The organism is Segatella copri (assembly GCF_002224675.1).
GTDB lineage: Bacteria > Bacteroidota > Bacteroidia > Bacteroidales > Bacteroidaceae > Prevotella > Prevotella copri_U.
The window spans coordinates 26533-50417 of sequence record NZ_NMPZ01000026.1; the positions used below are offsets into that span (position 1 = coordinate 26533).

Here is a 23885-nt window from a genome sequence, read left to right on the forward strand (position 1 = left end):
AGAGTTATTCAGAGATAGACTTGATGCAGCGAAACGCTGCATCAAGAATATTAAACAAATAATATTCAATGGGTTACATAATAGACTTTTTAATCAACTGGGGCTATTGGGGTATGCTTGTTTCCGCCTTTCTTGCCGGCAGTTTCTTTCCTTTCAGCAGCGAGGTAGTGATGTCGGGCTTGCAGGCAGCAGGTTTGGATCCCATCCCTCTGGTGATATATGGCAGCATAGGAAATGTATTGGGCTCACTGTTCAACTATGGTGTGGGCAGACTGGGCAAGATGGAATGGATAGAGAAATATCTGCACGTGAAGAAGGAGAAACTGGATCAGGCAGAAAGATTCATGGCTGATAGAGGTGCCTGGATGGGCTTCTTCGCCTTCATCCCGATTTTGGGAAGCGCCATCACCATCGTGCTGGGGCTGACAAGAGCCAATATCATCATCTCTACCATCAGCATCACCATCGGAAAAGTGCTGAGATATATCCTATTGGTTTATGGCCTCAGCTTCATCGTATAAACATATAAGCAGATTTATAACATAAGAAGATTTTAATATATGAAGAGATTTCTATACCTTATTATATTATGTGTTATTCTTGCCGGATGTAAGGGTACACCTCAGAAACAGGCAGATTCGGGAAAGGATTCAGAAACAGAGAAGCCTGCGGTTACGGTTACAGTTACAGTTACGATTTCCCCCTACAAGTATTTCGTAGATCAAATTGCCAAAGGCAAGGTGAATGTCAACGTAATGGTATCGAATGGCAACAACCCGGAGACTTACGAGCCATACGCCCAGCAGATGATGGAGCTTTCGAAGAGTGCCCTTTATCTGAAAGTGGGCAGCATCGGTTTTGAGCAGACCTGGATGAAGAAGTTGCAGGACAACGCTCCGGATATGAAAGTGATAGATACTTCCGTGGGCATCAAGCCTGCCAAGACTCCGGGTGGCAACATCGACCCGCACGTATGGATGAGTTGCAGCAACGCCCGCATCATAGCCAGCAACATCCTCAAGGCGCTCTGCCAACTGGAGCCAAAGAACAAGGCGTTCTTCGAGAAAAACTACCAGTCGCTGCTCAGCATCATCGACAAGAGAGACAGCACCATCAAGGAGAGCTTCAAAAAGGACCCAGACCTGGTACGCAAGTTTGTGATCTATCACCCTATCCTCACCTACTTTGCCCGTGACTACCAGCTGGAGCAGCTTGCCATAGAGGAAGAAGGCAGGGAGCCTAGTGCTGCCCAGCTGAAGAGCCTCATCCAGAGAGCCCGAAAAGAGAATATCAAGTTCTGCCTGATACAGGCAGAATTTGCCAACCGCAACACCACAACCTTCATCAAGGAGAGCCACACCAAGCCAATGGATATCAACCCATTGCAGGGCGACTGGAACTGGGCGATGCAGGAAGCTGCAGCAGCGGTACAGGGCAAGAAAATCGTTGTTGGGAAGTAAAAACTACAATCATATGACTCCAATCATAAAAATAGAGCACCTATCTGCCGGATATGACGGCAAGCAGGTGCTCAGCGACGTAAATCTCACCGTATATCAAGACGATTATCTTGGCATCATCGGACCAAACGGTGGTGGCAAGACTACCCTCATGCGCCTCATTCTGGGACTGATGAAACCTACGGAAGGAACCATCAGATACTTCCGAAAAGTAAAGGATGAGAACGGAAAAACAGTTCTTGATGAAAACGGCAAAGCAAAAGTTGAAGAAACAAAGGAGATTTCGATGGGCTATCTCCCACAATACAACCAACTCGACAAGCAGTTTCCTATCTCTGTATATGAAGTTGTACTTGCCGGACTCAGCAAGACCAAAGGTCTCTTTTCGCGATACACCCAGGCTCAGCACCAGCAGGTGCTCGATACCCTGGAGCGCATGCAGCTGACGGAATTCAAAGACAGACACATCGCTGCCCTCAGCGGCGGTCAGCTTCAGCGAGTGCTCCTCGCCCGTGCCATCGTATCAAAGCCCGATGTCGTGATTCTCGATGAGCCTAACACCTACATCGACCGCCGATTCCAAAAGCAGATGTACGAGATGCTGGAACAGATCAACAAGGAATGCGCCATCATCATCGTAAGTCACGATGTAGCCGAAGTGCTCAACAACGTGAAGCATATCGCCTGTGTAAACCAGCACCTGCATTATCACGATACGGCGGATATGCCAAGAGAAAAGCTGGAAGAGCATTTCCTGAATGTATAAATACATACCGCTTTCAATAACATTTTACCCCCTCTTTATTACGTCCCGACGCAGGAATTCCTACGTCGGGACGTAATATTTCATACGTGGCGACGTAATAAATATCCCATCCTAATGCTTATTTTTCTACAACATCCCTCATTTAAATTTAATATAACCTAAAAAAGAGAAGCAATCCTACGCTATCTCTTTACTTTTTAGTATCTTTGCAACGTTTTATACACATTATATAATAGGAAACATAGAAATATAATACATTAAAGTTTAAACAATAATGAAACAGTACAGATTAGTGGACAATATCTTCGGATGGGTCGCATTCATCATTGCGGCATTCGTATATTGCTCCACAATTGAACCGACAGCCAGCTTCTGGGACTGTCCTGAGTTTATTACAACTGCCTACAAGCAGGAGATCGGTCACCCACCTGGGGCACCATTCTTCATGCTCATGGGCAATTTCTTCACACATTTCGCCAGTGATACCACGCAGGTAGCCAAGATGGTGAATACGATGAGCGCACTCCTCAGTGCCGTCTGCATCATGTTCCTCTTCTGGACCATCACCCATCTGGCACGCAAGCTCATCATCGGCGACTGGAAGGAGATGACCACCAGCAAGCTGATTGCCATCGAAGCATCTGGTATGGTGGGCGCACTCATCTACACCTTCAGCGATACCTTCTGGTTCTCTGCTGTAGAGGGTGAGGTTTACGCCTTCTCTTCTGCCTTTACCGCTGTGGTATTCTGGCTGATTCTGAAGTGGGAAGACCATGCCGACGAACCTCATAGCGACCGATGGCTCGTGCTCATCGCCTATATGACCGGTCTGAGTATCGGTGTGCACCTGCTCAACCTGCTCTGCATCCCAGCCATTGTACTGGTATATTACTACAAGAAGGTGCCTCATGCCAACCTGAAGGGTTCGCTCATGGCGCTCTTCCTTTCATTCCTGGTGGTAGTAGCCGTACTTTATGGTGTGGTTCCAGGCATCATCACCGTAGGCGGATGGTTTGAGCTGTTCTTCGTCAACACACTCGGCTGTCCATTCAATACCGGTGAAATCGTATATATCATCTGCCTCGTAGCCTCTGTTATCTGGGGTATCTACGAGACCTACAATGCATCAGAGAAGAACGAGAAGAAGCAGAATATCGCCTTCGTTCTCGGTTTCGGCATGCTCGGCATCCCATTCTTCGGATATGGATGGAGCGCAGTCATCACCGGCATCATCATCCTGGCTATCCTCTGGTTTGTACTCAACTACAAGCGCAAGAAGGAAGTAGTAACCGGCGTTGACCAGGCTACAGGCATCGAGAAGAAGAAGATGCAGCTGCTGCCTCTCATCTCTGCACGCATCAAGAACACGGCATTGCTCTGCATGCTGATGCTGATGATCGGTTACTCAAGCTATGCGCTCATCGTAATCCGTTCATCTGCCAACCCTCCTATGGACCAGAACTCTCCTGAGGATATCTTCACCCTGGGCAGTTATCTGAGCCGCGACCAGTATGGCGATACTCCATTGCTCTATGGTCAGGCTTACACTTCTCAGGTGGCTCTCGAGGCTGACGGCAACATGTGCAAGCCTGTGACGAAGGAAGGTGCACCTGTTTATCAGCGCAAGGAGAAGGCTTCTGCCGATGAGAAGGACTCTTACTTCGTAGTAAGTCATAAGAACAAGTATGTATATGCACAGAATATGCTCTTCCCACGTATGCACAGTTCGGCTCATGCCCAGGCATACGAAGACTGGATGGGTGGCGTAGAGGGTAACCAGGTGCCTTACGACCGTTGTGGCGAGAACATGATGGTGAAGGTTCCTACACAGATGGAGAATATCCGTTTCTTCCTCTCCTATCAGTGCAACTTCATGTACTGGCGCTACTTCATGTGGAACTTTGCCGGACGTCAGAACGATATCCAGGGCAACGGTGAGCCTGAGCACGGTAACTGGATTACCGGTTTCTCATTCATCGACGACGCTCTCTATGGCGACCAGAGCAAAATGCCAGACGACCTGAAGGCAAACAAGGGACACAACGTGTTCTACTGCATGCCGCTGATTCTCGGTCTCATCGGTCTCTTCTGGCAGGCTTGGTACACCCGCAAGCGAAAGGTCATCAAGAACGGCGTGGAGACAGAGGAGATTCTCCCTGTAGGTATCCAGCAGTTCTGGGTGGTATTCTTCCTGTTCTTCATGACAGGTCTTGCCATCGTGCTCTATCTGAACCAGACTCCTATGCAGCCACGTGAGCGTGACTATGCCTATGCCGGTTCATTCTATGCATACGCTATCTGGTGCGGTATTGGCGTTCTCGCCATCATCGACCTTCTGAAGCAGAAGATGAAGCTCAGCGGTACTGCCGTAACAGCTATCGTGGCTGTGGTAACCCTGCTCGTTCCTATCCAGATGGCATCACAGACCTGGGATGATCACGACCGTTCAGGACGTTACACCTGCCGCGACTTCGGTCAGAACTATCTGATGTCGCTTCAGGAGAAGGGCAACCCTATCATCTTCACCAATGGTGATAACGATACCTTCCCACTCTGGTACAACCAGGAAGTAGAAGGCGTAGGTACAGATGCCCGCGTATGTAACCTGAGCTATCTGCAGACCGACTGGTATATCGACCAGATGATGCGTCCTGCATACAACTCACCATCCGTGCCAATCACCTGGCCACGTCTCGACTTCTGTTCGGGTACCAACGAGTATGTTTCTGTCCAGCCAGAGGCTAAGCAGCAGATTCTCGACTTCTACAAGCAGGATCCAGTGAATGCCAAGAAGCAGTTTGGTGATGAGCCTTTCGAGCTCAAGAACATCCTGAAGTACTGGGTACGCAGCAAGAACCCAGACATGCACTTCATCCCTACAGACACCGTCTATGTAACAATCGACAAGGAGGCTGTGAAGAAGAGCGGCATGATGATGGCTTCTGATACCATCCCAGACAAGATGGTGATTTCGCTCGCAGGCAAGAATGCTCTCTACAAGGGTGACCTGATGATGCTCGAAATGCTGTCACAGTGCAACTGGACACGTCCTATCTACGTGGCTCTTACCGTGGGACAAGAGAACTATATGAACCTTGGCGACAACTTCGTACAGGAGGGTCTTGCCAACCGTATCACTCCATTCACCACCAACAAGCCAGGTGCGAAGAACTTCGATGCAGAGAAGACCTATCACAACATCATGACCCGATTCAAGTTCGGTAACCTGAAGCAGAAGGGACTCTATATCGACGAGACTACCATGCGTATGTGCTATACCCACCGTCGCCTGCTCGCCCAGACAGCCCTCCAGCTCATCGCCGACGGCAAGAACCAGAAGGCTATCAACATCCTGAAGAAGGCTGATGTGGAGATTCCTGCATACAATGTCACCCTCGATTACATGAGCGGTGGTCTGGATATGGCTCGCGGCTGGCTGCTCACCGGTCAGAAGGCAAAGAGTAAGGAATATGTAGAGGCTGTCTGGAAGAATGCTCACCAGTATCTCGACTATTACCTCTCATTGACCAACGACCGCTTCCTGCAGAGCCAGAACGACTGCATCCGTCAGATCATGATTATGCAGAGTGTCTGCGATGTGGCAGGTATGGTAAGCCCTCAGTTGCAGAAGAGTTATGAGAAGCAGCTCAATGCTCTCTATACACTCTATCGCGGCAGAGGCGGCAGCATGCCACAGGGCAATCAGTAAAATAAAGAATATCAAGGAAGACCTGGCGTTTTTGCTAGGTCTCCCTTTTTGTATCATCCCCTAATCAAGTTATTCCTATGTTCATAGAGCAACCTGCCAAATGGCTCAGATGGTTATATCCGAAAGCAATATGGAGAATGGACAAGAACGACCATTCGGTGTATCTCACATTCGATGACGGTCCGATTCCCGAATCCACCCCATTCATCCTGGAAACCTTGAGAAAGTACAATATCAAGGCTACCTTCTTCATGGTGGGCGAAAACGTATTGCGCAACCACGATCTCTACAACCAGATTGTAGCAGAGGGGCATCAGATAGGTAACCATACCTTCAATCATATCGGTGCCTTCAAGCATCGTGTCATCTCCTACGTGCTCAACACCAACAAGGCGAATGACATCATCCACGCCCATCTCTTCCGTCCACCTCACGGCTGGATGCGACAGAGCGAGTACTGGTGGCTGCACCGCACCTACAAGGTAATCATGTGGGATGTGGTGACCCGAGATTATTCCAAGTGGATGACGGCAGAAGATGTGGTGAACAATGTGAAGAAATATGCCCGCAACGGCAGCATCATCACCTTCCACGACTCGCTGAAGAGCATCGACAAGCTGAAGACGGCACTTCCACAATCCATAGAATGGCTGATGGAACAGGGATATGAATTTAAGATTTTTGATTAAATCATCTTTGATTAAAAAATTTTGATTAAATCATTTTTGATTAAAACATTCAAAAGACAATGAGCAAGAGAATCAATAGTTATCAGGCTGTAGCCTCTTTCGTAAGAGGATTCTTCGAGGCATACGCACGCGGCATCATGGATGCTGCGGTTGGCGGCGATGACTTCCAAAAGAAGAACGACCCCAAAGAGGTGAAGCAGATGATGCTGGAGCACTATGGAGAAGTGAACCAGTACTTCTTCGACATCATGTTCTCTACCCTCGTACGACTCAACTACAAGAGTGCGGAAGAGGCTAACGAGCGCATGCAGAAGAATTTCGAAAGCATGAAGAAGACCGATCCTACCTTCGAGCCAACCATGCTCGACTATCTGCGCATCGCCTGCAAATCGAACCAGCTGTACAAGGCTATGGAAGCTGAATACAAGCGCAACTTCACCTGGCTCCTGCAGGGTAAGTTTACAAGCATAGAGGAGCACGTACGCGATTATACACATGGTGTACTCATCAGCCTTGCCGACGAACCGATGGCTATCCATCTGCTGGTGCGTATCATCGTGAAAGCATACGCTGCAGGACTGAAATGTGGCAGTAAGGAAGGCACCCAGCAGCAGCTACACATGCCTACCCTGCACGGTATGCTGCTGAACAATGTGAACATCCTCCTGAACGAGGCTCCGCTGAAGGGCGATCCTGAAGATCCTGTCGCACTCTTCAAGGAAGCCTGCAAGAATGAAGAGGAAAACATCAATGTACTGTTCAATACATTGAATGATGCCATGAAGGAGCTGGCTGAGCAATAAGTTTTCATCATATCGAGCCGGAACTTTTATAAACGAGAACGACTTCCAACGCTTATAAGCATTGCTGCCTATAATCGTTGGAAGTCGTTTCTTATATATGATACAATATCTTCTTATATATGATACAGTATCTTACTGCATATCATAAACTACCTGCATGAGCTTCTTTCCAAGCTCATCAGCCTGCTCCATGGTAGAAGCCTCGCTATATACGCGGATGATTGGCTCGGTGTTACTCTTGCGAAGGTGAATCCACTTGTCAGGGAAGTCGAGCTTCACACCATCGATATCAGTAACAGTTACATCCTTCTCCTTGCCATACATCTCCTTTACCTTCACGAGGATAGCATCTACATCGGTAGAAGCAGTCAGGTCGATGCGGTTCTTGGCAATGAAGTAGTTAGGGAAGTTGGCACGAAGCTCGCTTACCTTGCAACCCTTATGAGCCAGACTGCTCAGGAAGAGAGCAATACCTACGAGGGCATCACGGCCATAGTGGCTCTCTGGATAGATAACTCCACCATTGCCTTCGCCACCAATCACTGCATGAACATCCTTCATCTTGGTAGTTACATTCACCTCGCCTACGGCAGAAGCACAATATGAACCGCCATGCTTCTCGGTTACATCGCGGAGAGCACGGGTAGAAGAAAGGTTGCTGACGGTGTTACCTGGAGTCTTGCTCAATACATAATCAGCTACACTTACCAGGGTATATTCCTCACCAAACATCTTACCATCCTCGCAGATGAAAGCCAGACGGTCAACATCCGGGTCAACAACGATACCCATATCATAGCCACCCTTCTTCAACTCATCCATAATACCGCCGAGGTTCTTCTCCAACGGCTCTGGGTTGTGAGCAAAATCACCGGTAGGCTCAGCATTCAGGAATGTATATTCTACGCCGAGTGCATCGAGCAACTCTGGGAGAATAACACCACCTACAGAGTTGATGGCATCTACACAAACCTTGAAATGAGCGTTCTTGATAGCCTCAACATCCACGAGCTTCAATGCAAGCACTGAGTCGATATGGCGCTTGTTGAAGGTATTATCTTCTGTATATTTTCCGAGAGAATCAACATCAGCATACTCAAAGTCTTCCTTCTCTGCAATGCTCAATACCTCGCTACCATTGGCAGCAGTAAGGAACTCGCCCTTCTCGTTGAGAAGCTTGAGAGCATTCCACTGGCGTGGGTTATGAGAAGCTGTGATGATGATACCACCGGCAGCCCCACTCATGGTTACAGCCAACTCTGTAGTAGGAGTAGTAGCCAGGCCGATGTTCAATACATCGTAACCCATACCCATCAAAGTTCCACAAACTACATTCTTTACCATCTCGCCCGAGATACGTGCATCACGGCCAACCACGATAGTGTTGCTCTTAGAAGCACCGCTACGACGGATGAATGTAGCGTAAGCAGATGTAAACTTGACGATGTCGAGCGGATTCAAAGTATCGCCCGCTGGACCGCCGATGGTTCCACGGATACCAGAAATAGACTTAATCAGTGTCATAATAATATCTTTTTAAAATGAAATTATCTTATCTGCCTCTCTGCAAGGTTAAATCATAGAGGCAGGCATATACGCTTCCTGATGCCGCTGTAGTACCATAGGTATGAGGAACTACCAGACGAACGTGAGCTATTCTCTCGCCCTCGGCATTACCACGACCAATCTTTACCCAACTGAAAGGAACCAGCCAGCCACTAGGTACTGTTCCACTATAACCGCCGGAGTAGTTTTTGTTGTAAGTGGCTACCATCAAGCTGCTATTCACATCAAAAGTACCGGTGAAAGTGCCAGAATTATTGGTCACGGTCATCTTATCAGTATAGAAAGAATACTGCTTCAGATTATTGCTCAACTGCAAAGAGTTGAGACTCATCTCTGCTGCGGTATTCAGATTGTATTCAGAGAAACGAACGAGCACATCGGTAGTCTCGCCCATCTTGATATAGTCGCCGCAACCCATTTCCAATACCTGCATATAGATACCGTTACTGTTGAAGAGCACATACTCGTTGTTGTTCTTGGAAGTATCAGTAAGAACCACGCTGTTGTCCTTCTGCTTCTTCTCCCAACGACTCTTGAATTCCTCTTCTGAAATGACCTTCACGTTTTCATGACGCAAGAAAGAACTGATAGAGTCCAACTCGCGGTCACGCAAATCCTTATATGTCTCAGTATCGTTACATGCAGCAAACGAGAAAAGTGCTGCTATAGCCATGATGGCAAACAAAAATTTCTTCATTCCTTTTACTAAATTCTAATTTATTGGGCAAAGGTACAAAAAAGAAAAGACAACACCGAGAAGTATAGGATGATTTTATTATTATTTATCACTTATTATCATCCTAATGCCTCTTTCGGGGTTGTTTTTCCTTATTTCTCTGTTTTTTCAGGCGCAAAAGCCTCCTTATCTCAGCAAATCGGCAAAGGCAAGAATTGCCTTCTGGGCAATCTTCTCAGCCTCCTCGATACTGCAAAGCAGCTTACCGCCTGATGCGTTGCGATGTCCGCCACCATTGAAGAACTGCTCCGCCATCTTATTGCATGGGAAATCATCCACAGAACGGAGACTCACCAATACGCGGTTATCCACATCGGTATCCTCACGGAGCGAGATGGAGAGCTTGTGCCCTCTGATGGTAAGAGGCACGTTCACCAATCCTTCCAGATCGCCCTTGATGAAATCATACTTCTTCATCTCCTTGCGGGTTACTGTATAGTAACTGGCATGGAGCGACTCGATGACCTGCAGCTTCTCGTTCATCAGATGACCGCGGAAGCGGACTGCAGAAACACGGGCGTTGTTGAAGACGTTGCGATAAATCTTATCCTTGTCAATACCCTTGGTAAGCAGCTGGCAAATGATGTAGTAGATGTCCGGATTGGTAGAATTATAGGTGAATCCACCCGTATCGGTCATCATACCGCAATATACGCAGGTAGCCCAGGTCTTATCCAACTCAGGGAAACCACCCAACTGCCATATCACACGGAACACCAGTTCGCTGGCGCTGCTGGCATGCGGCTGCGAAATCATCAGCTTAGCCTCCAGGTTAGGAGCCAGATGATGGTCGATGACAACACGCTGTGCCTTGCAGCCCGCAAGCACATGATCCATCTCATCCAGTCTGCCAGTGCTGCCGAAATCCAGGCAGCATACCAGATCAGCCTCATCAAAAGCCTGCTGCACCTTCTCAGGATACTTGTCGTATCTCACGATATCATCACAGCCAGGCAACCAGGAAAGGGCATCCGGTATCATATCAGGCACACAGATGACAGGCTTCTTACCCAGAGAGCGCAAAAAATAAGCCCATCCCAAAGATGAGCCAACAGCATCGCCATCCGGTGACTTGTGGGCACAGATGACAATACGCTGAGAAGCCGCTATCGTCTCTCGGAGAATAGCGGCTTCCTTTTCGTTTAAAATATCTAATTGAATATCCATCTAATAGAATTAGAAGAGCTTGTTAGGATATACACCCTCGTCGATGAGACTCTGGATTCTATCTACTACACTCTGGCGGTCGGCTGCATAAGTTACACCAAACCACTTGCTGGTGGTATCGAGTACCTTAACGGTAGATGTACCCTCATTGATGAGCTTGTTGACCATCAATGGGATAAAGAACTCAGCCTTCTTGTTCTCCATGTTCTTAGGATCGCTCAGGAACTCCTTGAAGTAAGCCTCGCTGTGAGCGAAGTAATCTGGAGTAAAGCCCCATACGTTCATAGATACAGGAGTGTTGTCGCCTACAGCAACCCACTTGCCTTCCTCGTCCTTGTAAGAAACCTCACCATTGATACGCATGATCTCGGTGCGCTCTACACAAGTTGTCAAGTTCTCGTTCTCGTCCTTAGAGCAGATACCACGAGCTACTGTACCGTTCTCGCTCAAGGTGTTGCCTACGCGGAAACCTACCATAGCATACTTGTTGGTGCTACCCTCTGGAAGCTCAGAGAGGAACTTGCCGATAACCATGAAGCAGTCACGGTTGTAGAAGTCATCGCAGTTGATTACGCAGAAAGGCTCCTTGATAACGTCCTTTGCCATCAACACTGCATGGTTGGTACCCCATGGCTTCTCGCGACCCTCAGGTACGCTGAATCCTTCTGGGAGTGCATCCAAAGACTGGAAGCAAAGCTCTGCTGGGATATGGCCCTCGTACTTAGAGAGGATTTTCTCGCGGAACTGATCCTCGAAATCCTTGCGGATAACGAAAACGATCTTACCAAAACCAGCCTGAATAGCATCGTAGATACTGTAGTCCATAATAGTCTCACCATTAGGGCCCAGACCATCGAGCTGTTTCAAACCACCATAACGGCTACCCATACCAGCAGCCAAAAGCAATAATGTAGGTTTCATAATCTATATTTTTTTTAATAGTTGATATTTACGTTTAATCACCTGCAAAAGTAATAAAAAAAATGCACCTAGCAGCATCTTTTCCTACTTTTTTTTGATTTACATCATTATTTGAATGATTTATGGAACATCACCCCCGAAAACCGGGGCTAGAACGGATAGCCCACTGACAAATGATGCTAGAACGGATAGCCCACAGCCAAATACAGGCTCTGGTTCTTCTTGAAGCTTGGAATGTTGTAGAATCCGCTCTTACCCGTATCGTATGGCAGATGCAGACCGATTCCCCAATCCACTCGAACCACAAACATTCCCATATCGTAGCGGATACCCACTCCAGTGCCTACAGCCAGCTGCTTGTAGAACTTATCAAACTTGAAGGCCTCGAAAGAGGAGAAATCAGCATCCTTCATCCAGACATTACCGGCATCCAGGAACAGGGCACCATAAAGATCGCCCCAGATCTTAGGACGGTATTCCAGATTCGCCTGGAACTTGATATCTCCCGTACGAAGGATGTTGGCATACTTGTTACTCAGGGCACTGTAGTCTTGCTCGCCTGGTCCGACACCTCGCACACTGAAGGCACGGATACTGTTGGCTCCACCTACATAGAACATCTCCGTATAAGGTGCCTGACTCGAATTGCCGTAACTCCAGATCATTCCGGCATTCAGATGTCCCACCAGGGTGGATGTTTCATTCAGCTTCCAATACTTCACGAAATCTGTTTCCAGCTTGAAGAACTGAGAATACTCGTTCTTGAACATCGTCTTATCCTTGTCGTTCCATTTTCTGCCGCCCAGAAGATAGCCCAGCGACAGAATATTGCCGGCTTCGCTCACCGTAGTTGACCACACGATAGGACTACGGTATTTCTGCGCACTGCGATAGGTGTAGGTATAGCTCATCTTCGGAATGAAACGGTCGGCCATCGAAGTTGCCACATACACATTGTTATTCATGATGCTGTCGAACTTCGGAGAAGTATAGTTCATATACTCATACGAAAGAATCAGCGGACTGAACGAATGGCGATGCTGATAAGAAGTTGCCCAATCATAAGTCAGCTCTCCTCCAACCACATGACGACGGAAATAGCCGGCACGGTTCAGGATGTTCATAGATGCCTTGATGGTGGTATTCGGCGTACCGTAGTAACGGCGAGGGATATGACCTCTGCGGAATCTGCGCTCATTCTGTGCCATCGTGCGGAAAGCATTCCAAGGAGTGATGATGCTTGGGAACGACAGCGTGACATCCGATCCGAACTCATAGGAATTGATCTTGTTGGAACTTCCCCCCTGCCCCGTGATGGTCTGCCACTCATGAGAACCATGGAAGTTGATATCCAGCTTCTCACCACCCCGGAAGGCATTGCGCTTGGTCAGACCCACCACCAGCTCCGGGCCTACCCTTCCGGTAGTCTTGCCCTTGGCGTTGGCTTCTACATAGAAATCGTATGGTTTGTCGAACACCAGATCGATGTTGGCATCCAGAGTATCGCAATATTGCACATTTCCCAGACTGTCCAAAACCTGAGTGCTTCTAGGCACAAACTGCAGGTTGGTATAACTGAAGAGTCCCATCGACTGCAATCCTGCCTTAGCCGTATTTTCATCATCCAACATATAAAGTTTTCGTGGTCGGAGCTTCAATTCCCTGAGCACTACTCCGGCACGAATCGGCATCTTCTTGCCTGCATATCTGAAACTCAGATAGCGGCGCACAAAGCTATCGGTCATCTCCTCCATGAACTGCTTCTTGAAGTTGATGTTGATATTGCCGATATACCACTGTCGGGTTGCTTCCGGCTCAATGCTGTCCACCATAGACAGACGGAGGTTCACCTTGCCGGGCGTATTCACGGTATCTGCAAGATAAGAAGCATAGCCATTCTGATAGAAGTAATAGCCATGGTTGCGGAAAAGACGGGTGAGTCGCTGACGCTCCTGCTCCAGATTGGAGACATTGAACGGGCTTCCCTTTCTGATGACGGCCTGCGACATCGTAGAATCGATGAGCTGCTTGCCATGTTCCGGGAAGTTGAGATAAGCCACGGAATCCAATCTCCACAAATGTCCCATATTCACCTTATAAGCCACCTTGGCTTCCTTCGGATTGCTCTGGGTGAGCACTTCGTAATCTACCTTGCCATTGAAATAGCCCAACTTGTCGAGCTGATGCTCAGCCACCTGTGCTCTCAACTTCGGATTCACATTCTCCATCAGCTTAGGTTTCGAACCGAAGACCTTGGTAATCCATCTGGAAAGAGCATCATCCGACGGAGAGAAGGCATTCCATATCCATAAGCGGACAGGAAACGGAGTACGGAAATAGCTGCTTCCCATAAAAGCTCCCGTCGGGGCTGATGCAAGAGCAAACTCCATCTCTTCCTTCACAGAGTCGGCATAGGTATTCGCCTCGTAGTTGGAGTATTCTATAGGCTTCAGTCCGGTAAACAGCTGCTCGTTATCCTTCAGGGCACTCGTAGAAGAGCACCCTGTAAACAGGAAGCTGAACAGCATCACCGCTGCCGCTATATATATAATAAGGTGAAGTCGATTCTTCTTTCTCATATTCACTAGCTTATTTTTCGTTGTTTCTAATAACAGAATCCTTGCGGGTCCGCAGCATCACTGAATCCTTACGGGTCCGCAGCATCGGAGAGCCTGCAGGCACCTGCTGCTTCTCAGTCTTCCATCTGAAGATATCCGAGAACTTGGAGAGTTTTCTGCGCCAGGTGAAACCGCCGCCATACTCCCCAATCTGACCATCCAGCCAATCGTAGGTGTTGGCATTATAAAAGGCTCTTACATACATGCTGGCTCCTTCGTTGAGACGATACTGAACCTCCACATTGTTGAAGAAAGACTCATTCTTGTTGGCATTCTCCAGTTCTGCTCCGGTTGAAACCTGTCCACCCACAGAGAAACTCAGGCGATTATTGAAGAATCGCTTGGCGAACTTGAAGTTGTAGTCGGTATGCGTTCCGCCAGAGGCATTGGTCTGGTTATCCACCGACATACCCACATCGAGTCCGATGCTTCGCATGGCTGTACCTGCAATGTTATTGATTTCGGAGTTGAGGAATGAAGTCAGGGCAGTATTCATCGAGAACGAACTGGTGGTTCCACTCGCCAGATACATACCCGAAGCCAGCATCGTGATGGCAATCTTGCCTCGTTCCTCTACACTCATCGAATTCAACTCATCCTGGATGGTCTGGTCGTTGGATGCCGAGATGATAAACTGGATACCCGGTTTCTCCAGAGTCTGACTCAGTTTCACACCACAGATGAAATCCACCGAGCGTCCACTACCCTCACCCTCGTTGACGGTAGTCTTGATATCCTCCGTTGCCGTAATGTTCAGGGTAGGATTAAACGGATCACCCGTAAACTGGATATAGCTTCCATCCTGGATATCAAAGGTCTTCAATGGAATGATAGGCAGAGAGTACTTCATCTCACCATCATTCAGGGTATATCGACCCGTCAATCTGATACCGTCAGCCGTATTGTACCGCATCTGCAAATTGCCTCCTCCCATCAGATCCACATAATTGGTCTTATCGGCATTCAAGGCACAGAGAATACGCGCCGACTCATCGATTGACATACTCAGCAACATATCGAAACCATCCAGCGTAGGCTTCTGAACCACAACCTCCTTGCCACTCTTGAAATTGGTAAACTTCACCAGTTCCTCCAGCTGGTTATCGGTAGTGAGTTCCGACTCACGCAAGATATAGGTCATATTGGTCTTGCCCAGTACATCCAGCTTACCCATCATCTTCAGATTAGACAATGAGCCCTGCATGCTTCCGAAGAAGTTGACATACGCCTTGCCGAATGCCTCGGAACGGGCATTCTCCTCTGCATCAATCAGCAGGAAGTCCTGCGCTCTCATCCGGATATTCAGCTTCATATTCTCCACATCCGTGAAGTCGAGGGCACCCTGGATATTGAGCGGACTCTCGTTGTTGGCATACATCATGAAGTTCTCGAAGAGCAGCTTACTGTCGGTAATGCGCACTGGATCGTTGGCAAATCGCATGGAAACACCGTATGGCACACTTACCAGATAAGCAGAATCGAGATATACCTCACCATCGATATCAAGATTGCTCAAGGCACCCTTCATCTTCAGGGCACCTTCGCCATATCCCTTCAAACCGATGAGCTGATCAGGTACAAAACCATTGATAAAGTGCAAAGGAAGCTTCTCTAATCCTACCTCTGCATCCAGATCGCCGGCACCTTCCGACTTGTATGTACCCGTAACAGTTGCCACCTCATCACCCTCATAGGTAAGGATGGCATCTACATAGTGAGAACCGTCACTCTTTGGCATATAGGTAAACTCCGAGCCCACATTGCCCATCGGACATTTCTCGTAGGTCATGTTATCTATCTTCAGATTAGAAGAAACAGAGAGTTCTTCCTTGGTCTGGACAAAGTGGAAGTCACCATCCATGATACCCGTGATATCCGGCATATACGGAATCACACTCAGCACCTTGTCCAGATTGAACCTGCTCATGCTGACAGTGATATCCTGCAGGGCATCCTCGTTCTTATCGTTGGAATAGACACGCATACCCATATTGCCCGCTGCTGCCTTCAGCACCAGATCGGCAGATACACGTCCGTCATCACTCAACATCACATAGTTGGAATCATTGGCTACGAACTCCTTATAACCCAATATCGGATGGGTATCTATCAGAGACACTTTCACACCATTAGGCTGCAACATGGCAGCGAGTCCCACATCCACACCCAACTTATTAGATGCATCATAGAGGCGAGCCTTGACATTGGAACCATGCTCCTGAACCTCGCCATCTACCAAAGCACGGAACACATACTGCGGATTGTGCTTATTGTTCTGAACACGAGCCGAATAACGGATAGTATCTCCCTGCGTATGGACCAAGGCACGGATGGTATCCAGTTGCATGCCACCCGCTACCAGGGAGTCGATGTTCATATATCCTTCGAGTCCCGCCACAGGCGAGGCATTCAGCTCCATCTCCACCGACTTGAAATGGTAGCCCATATATTCGATGAATCGGGAAATGAAGTTATCCTTACCTGTAGAAAGGTAGATATGTCCGCTAGGGAAACTGTTGCGAATCATCACCTGATCGATGCGACGGTTCTTGAGCTGCTTCCATAATTCCTTCTGCAAACCGGTAACTCTGTGCAGGAGTTTCTCGTAGCCTCCATGCGCATCCATGTTCAGACGGAAATCTCCACACTCAGCTATGGCATGGGTGGTATCTCTATCGGTCAGGATATCTACCTTCACACCTACTGGGCGATAGACTTTTTTTTCTGTCCTTACGGTGATATCATCCAGGTTAGCCCATACCTTGTGACTATCCTTCAGATCGGAATGAACATCGATTTGACCACATAGCGAAACATCCACTGGCTTATTGGTAATCTTCAACTGAAACATATCGGCATGGCGCACATCTGCCACCAGTGTAGCCTGCAACTTCTTGGCACTAGCCAGGGCATCCACGGCGATGTTACCATTCAGCAGATCATTCCTACTATCCAGCTTGGCATGAATTCTACCGTTGGCAACCTGCGCATCAGCCACCATGTCATGCAACTGATACTTGTCATAATGTACCTGGTTAACCTTGGCTTTCGCCATCAGTCGGGTTCGAGGCGACAGAAAATCAGTACCCACGCCCTTTGCCTCTACCTCTCCCGTAAAGGTGTAGAGATTCTGGTGAGGCAGGAAATGCTGGGCCTGAATCTGTCGTGCCTGCAACTTTGCCTGATAAGCCAGGCGATTCATATCGATGCTGCCATCCCTACGGGTCTTGGCATCGATGGCAGCATCCACCTTCATGCTTCCCTTACCTTCGGTAAGAGCCAGTCTGGTGGCATACTTCGTTCCATCCATCTTCACATTTCCCTGAATGCCGATGCCGCTAGGGATGCGGATTTCCTGTGTTAAGGCAGGATCGAGCATGGCTGTTACCATACCGAGATTGTAGGTACGTGCCTTCAGATTGATATTCGCTTTCAGACGATTCATATCTGTCATATTAGCTACCATGCCATCCGTGCTTAAATCGAAAACGGTAGGCAGATTCACCTTGACTCCCGAGAAAGAGGCACGCTGCATGTTTCCCTTCAGCGAACCTTCCACCTTCATCGGATAGTAAGGCCATCGGCTCTTCATCTGCTTTGGCAATGCATCACCGATGAAGAGGAATAGATCAGAACGTCCCAAGGCACCTTTCACACGCGCCATCACCTTGCCAGGATTCTTCTCGGCAAAGGCATTCATATCCATATCTACAGTAGCCTGCAAATGAGATTCCGGAGTACGGAAATAGAGATCCGGCAACTGCAACTTCACGGAATCCATCACAAATCTGCCATTAAGCTGATCTATCTTCAGTCCACTCTTCTCCTTCATCCTTGCTTCCTTGATCTTTACATCAATCCTGGAATCGCAGAAATAGAAGGAATCGGCCTTCAATGCCATATCGTGGAAGGCAAGATGGTTGAAGTCCAGACCGGATACAGGACGTTCGAAATTCTGGTCGTAGTTCACCCTGCCGTTCTTCCAGTCCAAGTGCTTGACCTGATACAGACCTTTGAACAGGTCAAGGTAGGTGGTGCGGGCGATCGCATCACCGAAATAAGCATTCACCTGAAGGGTATCTCCAGGCATGTGTAGGGTAAAATCGGTATTCTTTAGTTTCAGTTTCTGTAAGTGGATCTTCCAGTAATTGGTGCTCGGAGTCGTATCTGGCGGAACTGTATCGCTCAATTCCACAGACAATCTGGCATCTGAAATCAGGGCATCGTTCACATTCACGTGCTCCTTACCCAGATCTATACCATGCGCCATCAGCTGCAATCTGCCCACATCTCCTTTGATTCGGGCTTCGTGGATAAAGTTGGTGGTATTCACCTTCATCTTCGTGAAGTTCAGTTCATCCACCATCACCTGATTGCTGAAGAGTGGCAGCAACTGTACATCTACCACCATCTTCTGGATGTCGGCTACGGTATCTTTTTTATTTCTTAAAGCAAGGTTTCTGCTGTTCTTCAATGAATCGACAGGTTGCAGTACTTTCACGCCTTCCACTCCCAGCTTGAGAGGGAAAACGAGTTGTACATGCTTTACGGAAATATCCATGCCCGTCGATTCTGAAGCATAAGAAGCGACTTGCTTTACTGCCCAGTTCTGTACTGGAGGCAAATAAAGCAAAACAGCTAACAATAATATGAGCACGAATGGGGTAAGAACAACGATCCCCATCCATTTCGCATATTTCTTCATAAGCATGGATATTAAATTGTTATGGAGCAATAGCTCTCCATAGATTATCATCTGGCAGAGGAGCTTCCACTACAATGGTTTCTTTTGATACTGGATGCACAAACTCTACCTTGTGCGAGAGAAGAGAGATACTTCCGTCGGCATTGCTGCGAGGAGAACCGTATTTCAGGTCGCCCTTGATCGGGCACCCCATCTTAGCTAACTGGCATCTGATCTGATGATGACGGCCTGTCATCAGGTTCACTTCCAAAAGGGTGTAATGATCAGTATGCCCTATCACCTTATACTTCAATATCGCCTTCTTCGAATTCTTCACCTCATGGTCGTAAGCGTAGCTTTTATTCTGCTTTTCGTTTCTTACTATCCAATGAGTCAATGTTGCCTCAGTCTCACGTGGCATATTCTTCACGATAGCCCAATAGGTCTTGTGAACTTCGCCATCACGGAACATATTGTTCAGACGGCTCAAAGCCTTGGAGGTTTTGGCAAATACCACGAGTCCTGAGACAGGACGATCAAGTCGATGCACTACTCCCAGGAATACATTTCCTGGTTTCTGGTACTTCTCCTTGATATATTGTTTTACCATCTCTGAGAGAGGCTCATCGCCGGTCTTGTCGCCCTGCACGATTTCACCACTTCTCTTAGAGACGATAATTATATGGTTGTCCTCGTAAACTACCTGCATGTTTTATCTAAAACAGATGCCAATAGATTACATATTCATACCACCATCGATCTGGATTACCTGACCGCTTACGTAGCTTGACATATCAGAAGCGAGGAAGAGACAAACATTTGCAATATCCTCAGTCTGACCACCACGACGCAAAGGAATCTTCTTCATCCAGTCCTTACGGATTTCCTCTGGCAACTGTGCTGTCATAGCAGTCTCGATGAAACCAGGAGCTACTGCGTTAGCACGTACACCCTTAGGACCCAACTCCTGAGCGATAGACTTAGCCAAAGCAATCATACCAGCCTTAGAAGCAGCATAGTTGCACTGACCAGCGTTACCATGAACACCAACAACAGAAGCCATGTTGATGATAGAACCGCTGCGCTGACGGAGCATGATAGGAGAACAAGCGTGGATAAAGTTGAAGGCAGACTTCAAGTTTACATTCAAAACTGCATCCCACTGAGCCTCACTCATACGAAGCATCAAACCGTCCTTAGTGATACCTGCGTTGTTAACGAGAATATCGATAGAACCGAAATCTGCGTGAATCTGCTTAACGGTCTTCTCAGTCTCCTCGAAGTCAGCAGCATTACCAGCATATGCGCGGCATGTTACACCAAGAGCCTCAATCTCCTTGCGAGTAGCCTCCAAGCCAGCTGCCATATCATCATTGAGTACGAGGTCTGTGAATGCGATGTTAGCACCCTCAGAAGCAAATTTCATAGCGACAGCCTTACCGATGCCGCGAGCTGCACCTGTTACAAGGGCAGTTTTACCTGTTAATAATCCCATTTCTTTCTTATTTAATTAATAATCAGTTTATTATGAATATCTTATTTAAAGTTTTAAGCCTGATTTACCCAAGGCGCCATAAACAACCTTAGCAACCAGCGGTTTACTTGACTCCACATTCATACCATGGCCTAATCTTCCATAAATGAAAGGTACTTCCAGCCCCTTGATACAATAGTGGGTAATATCAGCAACTAAATCAATATTGTCGATGTCAAATTCCCCATCTTCCTTTCCCTCGGCATAGACACGACGGAAGATTTCGATTTCATCCTCATCAAAGTTCTTGCGAGCTTTCTCTACCATCCAGATGTTACGGAAGAACTCAGCACGAAGATTGCCATTACGTACCACTGTTTCCTTGATCATACTGAGATGGGTGTAAATCAATTCTATGATCTTGTCCTGAGGACGCATCTTACAGTTGGCTACCCCATCCAATTTATCAGAAAGACGCTCCAACTCCGACTCGATGACTGCATAATAGACATCTTCCTTTCTACTGAAATAGGTATAAAGCGTACGACGCCCCTTACCAGATGCTACAGCAATATCATTCATTGTAGTATTGGCTATACCATTCTTGGCAAACAGTTGTCTTGCAACATCTACCAGTTTTTGTCTTGTTTTGGATACTGACATATCGAAGCCCTTCCTTTATTTTATTAGTTGCACATAAATTTATCAATGTGCAAAAGTAGTGGTTTTATTCGATATACGCAAATATTTAGTGTTAAAAAATAGAATATGTTGGATTTCAAATGAATATAAAGCAAAATGAAAGGGAAATCAATGAGAAAACTAAAGAAATTCTAGATAATCAAGAGGGATAAGAGAAAAAGAACACTGGAGGAGAAAAGGTGATAAACACAATAAGAAGAAAACAAAAAAGGAAGTGATTAAATAATCACTTCCCTTATTTGGTTGCGGCGGCAGGACTCGAACATGCGACCTCCAGGTTATGAGCCTGGCGAGCTACCAACTGCTCCACACCGCGATATTATCAACTCATTTCTGAATTGCGAGTGCAAAGGTACTATTTTTTTTGTTAACCGCCAAACATTTCTAGCAAAAAGTTATCTTTTTAACGCGTTTTTAACATTTAAAGGCAAAAAAGTGTGATTTGGCAGATAAAAATAGAGAAAAAGTATGATAAAAAGCAGAAACTGGAATAAAAGTGGGAAAAGAGAATGAGTATAGGGAACAAACAAAAATCCGATCCATCCTGGAAGGATAGATCGGACATATCAAAAATCAATTACTTTTTCAAAAGATTCATGACCTTCTCAAAATAGCGCTGTGTTCTCTTCACACTATAATGGTTTCCACCATTCCAAGCACGAATTGCGTGCTCGATGCTATTCAGAGGATTGTGGACAGACTGAATCAGGAGGAACATCTCCTTAGACTTCGCAATACTGAATCTATCAGACAATGTGAAACGCTTCTTGCTCTTGCGTCTCTTCAAAATGTCATTACACTCTGCCACTAAGATAGGAGTAATCTGCATAACACCAACAGAACTTCCACTCTTTGCTTTGGGGTTACCCTCACTCTCTACCTGGATAATCGCTTCCATCACTGGAGTCCAATCGAAATCATCAGTAGAGGATACATTTACATTCGTATCAGCCGACGCTGTACTTACCTTCATCATCAGCATCAAGATGCTGACTAATACCATTGTTATTCTCTTCATATTTTTTGTTTTATGGAACCTGAAAAGCTGAACTACAACATCAGTGATTTCGCGGTGGCAACTTGTGAGAAAAAGATAGGCTACTCACCTCAGTTCCGTTAGATACCTTAACGGATACCAGCATACTCAAAAGAGAGATACGGATGATATCCTTATTCTTATCGATTGCAAAGATACAAAAAAAAATCGAGATATGCAAGTAATAGACTGATTATCAGTGCTTTTTTAATGTTTTAAACACTTTATAACATAGTTACATGACGTATATCAAGCAAAAAACAGCGAAAATAAACTGTAGGAAAACGAAAAAAGCCTCAGAAATCTTTCGAAATCTGAGGCTTTGATAAAAGAAGGCGGCTACCTACTCTCCCGCATTGCATTGCAGTACCATCGGCGCAAGTGAGCTTAACTTCTCTGTTCGGAATGGGAAGAGGTGGGACCTCACCGCAATAACCACCTGATAATGGGGTATGACGTATTTGCACACAAGCAAACTGTATTTACCAGTAAAGAACCACCGTCCCTCCCGATTCAATCGAGAGTCAACAGCTGAAACTATGAACTTTCTAAAGAAAGTGTTCGGGCAATTAGTAATGCTCGGCTTTGACATCGCTGTCTTTACACCTGCATCCTATCAACGTCATCGTCTCTGACGACCCTCAATGGAGTTCTCATCTTGCGGCTGGCTTCGCACTTAGATGCTTTCAGCGCTTATCCAATCCAGACTCAGATACCCAGCGGTGCGCCTGGCGGCACAACTGGTAAACCGGAGGTCTGTCCATCACGGTCCTCTCGTACTAGTGACGGCACCACTCAAAACTCCCACGCCCACGATAGATAGAGACCGAACTGTCTCACGACGTTCTGAACCCAGCTCGCGTGCCACTTTAATGGGCGAACAGCCCAACCCTTGGGACCTTCTCCAGCCCCAGGATGTGACGAGCCGACATCGAGGTGCCAAACCACCCCGTCGATATGAGCTCTTGGGGGGGATCAGCCTGTTATCCCCGGAGTACCTTTTATCCTTTGAGCGACGGAGTTTCCATACACATCCGCCGGATCACTATGCCCCAGTTTCCTGCCTGCTCGGCATGTCTGCCTCCCAGTCAAGCGCCCTTATGCCATTGCACTCTTTGAGGTCGGTTACCAATCGACCCGAGGGCACCTTTGGAAGCCTCCGTTACGCTTTTGGAGGCGACCACCCCAGTCAAACTACCCACCAAGCAGTGTCCGCGTAATCACGCGTTAGACCTCAGACAGCCAAAGGGCCGTATTTCAAGGATGGCTCCACGAAAGCTGGCGCTCCCGCTTCAAAGCCTCCGGCCTATCCTACACATCGGATGACCAAGGTCAATGCTAAGCTGTAGTAAAGGTTCACGGGGTCTTTTCGTCCCATCGCGGGTAATCGGCATCTTCACCGATACTACAATTTCACTGAGCTCATGGTTGAGACAGCGTCCGGATCATTACACCATTCGTGCAGGTCGGAACTTACCCGACAAGGAATTTCGCTACCTTAGGACCGTTATAGTTACGGCCGCCGTTTACCGGGGCTTCAATTCAATGCTTCCT

At 47.3% G+C, this 23885-nt stretch carries 16 protein-coding genes, 1 tRNA gene and 2 rRNA genes; 6 read left to right on the forward strand and 13 right to left on the reverse strand.

Translation table 11 applies throughout. The features are described from left to right. The first annotated feature begins 68 nt into the window (after positions 1-68). From CFT61_RS13360 to CFT61_RS13385, 6 genes are all read left to right on the forward strand, one after another. Positions 69-521, forward strand: a complete 453-nt coding sequence (locus CFT61_RS13360) for a YqaA family protein (protein ID WP_089544912.1) — start codon at positions 69-71, stop codon at positions 519-521. Between the two features lie 39 nt (positions 522-560). Further along, on the forward strand, positions 561-1460 hold the full coding sequence (locus tag CFT61_RS13365; RefSeq protein WP_089544913.1) for a metal ABC transporter solute-binding protein, Zn/Mn family: 900 nt from the start codon (positions 561-563) through the stop codon (positions 1458-1460). A gap of 13 nt (positions 1461-1473) precedes the next feature. Further along, entirely contained in the window at positions 1474-2226 is a 753-nt protein-coding gene (locus CFT61_RS13370) for a metal ABC transporter ATP-binding protein (RefSeq protein ID WP_089544926.1), read from the forward strand. 274 nt (positions 2227-2500) lie between these two features. Further along, positions 2501-5935 (forward strand): glycosyltransferase family 117 protein, encoded by a 3435-nt coding sequence (locus CFT61_RS13375; RefSeq protein ID WP_089544914.1) that lies wholly within the window; start codon positions 2501-2503, stop codon positions 5933-5935. A 77-nt stretch (positions 5936-6012) separates the two neighbouring features. After that, on the forward strand, positions 6013-6624 hold the full coding sequence (locus tag CFT61_RS13380; protein ID WP_089544915.1) for a polysaccharide deacetylase family protein: 612 nt from the start codon (positions 6013-6015) through the stop codon (positions 6622-6624). Between the two features lie 59 nt (positions 6625-6683). After that, positions 6684-7427 (forward strand): hypothetical protein, encoded by a 744-nt coding sequence (locus tag CFT61_RS13385; protein WP_089544916.1) that lies wholly within the window; start codon positions 6684-6686, stop codon positions 7425-7427. 132 nt (positions 7428-7559) lie between these two features. Here CFT61_RS13385 and glmM read toward each other — a convergent pair whose 3' ends face one another. The 13 genes from glmM to CFT61_RS13450 form a co-directional block, all read right to left on the reverse strand. Continuing rightward, positions 7560-8951, reverse strand: a complete 1392-nt coding sequence (gene glmM, locus CFT61_RS13390) for a phosphoglucosamine mutase (RefSeq protein ID WP_089544917.1) — start codon at positions 8949-8951, stop codon at positions 7560-7562. Positions 8952-8979: 28 nt separating this feature from the next. Further along, complete coding sequence (locus tag CFT61_RS13395; protein WP_089544918.1) at positions 8980-9690, reverse strand: DUF4827 domain-containing protein; 711 nt, start codon at positions 9688-9690, stop codon at positions 8980-8982. Between the two features lie 165 nt (positions 9691-9855). Continuing rightward, entirely contained in the window at positions 9856-10890 is a 1035-nt protein-coding gene (locus CFT61_RS13400) for a DHH family phosphoesterase (protein WP_089544927.1), read from the reverse strand. A gap of 15 nt (positions 10891-10905) precedes the next feature. Beyond that, positions 10906-11817, reverse strand: a complete 912-nt coding sequence (locus tag CFT61_RS13405) for a nucleotidyltransferase (protein ID WP_089544919.1) — start codon at positions 11815-11817, stop codon at positions 10906-10908. Positions 11818-11996: 179 nt separating this feature from the next. Continuing rightward, positions 11997-14396, reverse strand: coding sequence for a BamA/TamA family outer membrane protein (locus CFT61_RS13410; protein ID WP_089544920.1), 2400 nt, complete (start codon positions 14394-14396; stop codon positions 11997-11999). Between the two features lie 10 nt (positions 14397-14406). After that, the gene (locus CFT61_RS13415) at positions 14407-19140 is read right to left on the reverse strand and encodes a translocation/assembly module TamB domain-containing protein (RefSeq protein WP_089544928.1); all 4734 of its coding nucleotides are present in this window, start codon (positions 19138-19140) and stop codon (positions 14407-14409) included. A gap of 19 nt (positions 19141-19159) precedes the next feature. Next, on the reverse strand, positions 19160-19828 hold the full coding sequence (locus CFT61_RS13420) for an RluA family pseudouridine synthase (RefSeq protein WP_089544921.1): 669 nt from the start codon (positions 19826-19828) through the stop codon (positions 19160-19162). 27 nt (positions 19829-19855) lie between these two features. After that, positions 19856-20614, reverse strand: a complete 759-nt coding sequence (gene fabG / locus CFT61_RS13425) for a 3-oxoacyl-[acyl-carrier-protein] reductase (protein ID WP_089544922.1) — start codon at positions 20612-20614, stop codon at positions 19856-19858. A gap of 45 nt (positions 20615-20659) precedes the next feature. Further along, complete coding sequence (locus CFT61_RS13430; protein ID WP_089544923.1) at positions 20660-21256, reverse strand: TetR/AcrR family transcriptional regulator; 597 nt, start codon at positions 21254-21256, stop codon at positions 20660-20662. Between the two features lie 279 nt (positions 21257-21535). Then, positions 21536-21611, reverse strand: a tRNA-Met gene (locus CFT61_RS13435). Positions 21612-21872: 261 nt separating this feature from the next. Continuing rightward, positions 21873-22268 carry a lytic transglycosylase domain-containing protein gene (locus tag CFT61_RS13440; RefSeq protein WP_370453417.1) on the reverse strand — a complete coding sequence of 132 codons (396 nt, stop codon included), beginning with the start codon at positions 22266-22268 and terminating at the stop codon, positions 21873-21875. Positions 22269-22661: 393 nt separating this feature from the next. Next, a 5S ribosomal RNA gene (rrf, locus tag CFT61_RS13445) occupies positions 22662-22774 on the reverse strand. Between the two features lie 105 nt (positions 22775-22879). Next, positions 22880-23885: ribosomal RNA gene (locus CFT61_RS13450) — 23S ribosomal RNA — on the reverse strand; the annotation flags it as partial.

Coding starts and splice junctions, on each gene's coding strand:
- CFT61_RS13375 (WP_089544914.1), top strand. CDS start 2,501: ATGAAACAGTACAGATTAGTGGACAATATCTTCGGATGGGTCGCATTC.
- CFT61_RS13360 (WP_089544912.1), top strand. CDS start 69: ATGGGTTACATAATAGACTTTTTAATCAACTGGGGCTATTGGGGTATG.
- CFT61_RS13440 (WP_370453417.1), bottom strand. CDS start 22,268: ATGAAGGTAAGTACAGCGTCGGCTGATACGAATGTAAATGTATCCTCT.
- glmM (WP_089544917.1), bottom strand. CDS start 8,951: ATGACACTGATTAAGTCTATTTCTGGTATCCGTGGAACCATCGGCGGT.
- CFT61_RS13380 (WP_089544915.1), top strand. CDS start 6,013: ATGTTCATAGAGCAACCTGCCAAATGGCTCAGATGGTTATATCCGAAA.
- CFT61_RS13385 (WP_089544916.1), top strand. CDS start 6,684: ATGAGCAAGAGAATCAATAGTTATCAGGCTGTAGCCTCTTTCGTAAGA.
- CFT61_RS13415 (WP_089544928.1), bottom strand. CDS start 19,140: ATGAAGAAATATGCGAAATGGATGGGGATCGTTGTTCTTACCCCATTC.
- CFT61_RS13430 (WP_089544923.1), bottom strand. CDS start 21,256: ATGTCAGTATCCAAAACAAGACAAAAACTGGTAGATGTTGCAAGACAA.
- CFT61_RS13410 (WP_089544920.1), bottom strand. CDS start 14,396: ATGAGAAAGAAGAATCGACTTCACCTTATTATATATATAGCGGCAGCG.
- CFT61_RS13405 (WP_089544919.1), bottom strand. CDS start 11,817: ATGAAACCTACATTATTGCTTTTGGCTGCTGGTATGGGTAGCCGTTAT.
- CFT61_RS13420 (WP_089544921.1), bottom strand. CDS start 19,828: ATGCAGGTAGTTTACGAGGACAACCATATAATTATCGTCTCTAAGAGA.
- CFT61_RS13395 (WP_089544918.1), bottom strand. CDS start 9,690: ATGAAGAAATTTTTGTTTGCCATCATGGCTATAGCAGCACTTTTCTCG.
- fabG (WP_089544922.1), bottom strand. CDS start 20,614: ATGGGATTATTAACAGGTAAAACTGCCCTTGTAACAGGTGCAGCTCGC.
- CFT61_RS13370 (WP_089544926.1), top strand. CDS start 1,474: ATGACTCCAATCATAAAAATAGAGCACCTATCTGCCGGATATGACGGC.
- CFT61_RS13365 (WP_089544913.1), top strand. CDS start 561: ATGAAGAGATTTCTATACCTTATTATATTATGTGTTATTCTTGCCGGA.